The sequence below is a fragment of the Mesorhizobium sp. M7A.F.Ca.CA.004.04.2.1 genome (assembly GCF_004022825.1).
In the GTDB taxonomy this organism is placed as follows: domain Bacteria; phylum Pseudomonadota; class Alphaproteobacteria; order Rhizobiales; family Rhizobiaceae; genus Mesorhizobium.
In genome coordinates this window covers 1-1647 of sequence record NZ_RZPH01001195.1, presented here as the reverse complement: position 1 = coordinate 1647, position 1647 = coordinate 1, and the positions used below count along the sequence as shown (strand labels likewise).

Here is a 1647-nt window from a genome sequence, read left to right as displayed (position 1 = left end):
GGCGATCTGGCCAAGGAAGGCTATGCCTGGAAGGACGTGCCGGTGGCCGGCGGCGGCGGCGATGCCGCCATGACCGCGCTGAAGGCGATGGTCGCGGCCGGCAATTATCCGACCGCCTCGCAGATGCTCGGCTATACCGTGCTCGACTACGCCGCTGCCGGCGTCATGGGCGACCTGACCGAAACGGCGAAGAAGGAAGGCTGGGACAAGTCCGTTCCGGCGGCCCTGCAGAAGTTCTCGGTCTATGACGGCAAGTGGGTCGCGGCGCCGGTCAACGTTCACTCGGTCAACTGGCTGTGGATCAACAAGGCCGTCCTGGACAAGATCGGCGGCACCGAGCCGAAGACCTTCGACGACTTCGTTGCCCTGCTCGACAAGGCCAAGGCGGCAGGCGTGATCCCGCTCGCTCTCGGCGGCCAGAACTGGCAGGAAGCCACCATGTTCGACTCCGTCGTGCTGTCGACTGGCGGACCCGAGTTCTACAAGAAGGCCTTCAACGACCTCGATGACGAATCGCTGAAGTCCGACACGATGAAGAAGTCGTTCGACAATTTGGCCAAGCTCGTCACCTATGTCGACCCCAACTTCTCCGGCCGCGACTGGAACCTTGCCACCGCCATGGTCATCAAGGGCGACGCCCTGGTGCAGGTCATGGGTGACTGGGCCAAGGGCGAGTTCAACGCCGCCAAGAAAACGCCGGGCACCGACTTCCTTTGCTATCGCTTCCCGGGCACCGACGGCTCGGTGATCTACAACTCCGACATGTTCGGCATGTTCAACGTTCCGGACGACCGCAAGGCCGCCCAGGTCGCGCTGGCCACCGCCACCCTGTCGAAGAGCTTCCAGTCGGCCTTCAACGTCGTCAAGGGTTCGGTTCCGGCCCGTACCGACGTTCCGGACACCGACTTCGACGCTTGCGGCAAGAAGGGCATCGCCGATCTGAAGGCGGCCAACGAAGGCGGCACGCTGTTCGGCTCGCTGGCCCAGGGCTATGGCGCGCCTCCGGCGGTCGCCAATGCCTATAAGGATGTCGTCTCCAAATTCGTCCATGGTCAGATCAAGACCTCGGACGAGGCCGTGACCGAGCTGGTCAAGGCAATCGACGACGCCAAGTAAGCGCCACGCGCCAAAAACCCTTCCCCGCTCCGGCGGGGAAGGCCCAGATCCGCGAACTTGGATCCGCGAAGCTGGTTGGCCGCGAGTCGACGGGAGGAGCCCATGAGCACGGTAGCGACAAGCCAGATCAAGCTGACGCCGGAGCATGCGCGGCCACGCGCCTCGGTGCGCTCACGCCTGCAGGACGCATTGCCGAAGATCGTGCTGGCGCCCAGCTTCGCCATCACCATCGTCTTCGTCTACGGCTTCATCCTGTGGACGATCTATCTGTCCTTCACCAATTCCAAGACCTTCCCGTCCTATGTCCTGACCGGCTCGCGCGCCTATCAGCGGCTGTGGGGCTGGACCTTCGACACCGACCCGCCGTCGAGCTGGTACACGTCGATCACCAATATGGGTATTTTCGGCTTTCTCTACATCGCCATCTGCCTAGCGCTCGGCCTGTTCCTGGCCATCCTGCTCGACCAGAAGATCCGCGGCGAAGGCATGTTGAGGCCGATCTATCTCTACCCGATGGCGCTGTCCTTCATC

1 protein-coding gene and 1 pseudogene are annotated in these 1647 nt (G+C 63.1%); both read left to right on the top strand.

All coding sequences use genetic code 11. The annotated features are described in order from the left end of the window. On the top strand, positions 1-1116 hold a 1116-nt coding region (locus tag EN893_RS32900), incomplete at its 5' end, for an ABC transporter substrate-binding protein (RefSeq protein WP_164901344.1). Between the two features lie 102 nt (positions 1117-1218). Further along, positions 1219-1647, top strand: a pseudogene (locus tag EN893_RS32895) (sugar ABC transporter permease); the annotation flags it as partial.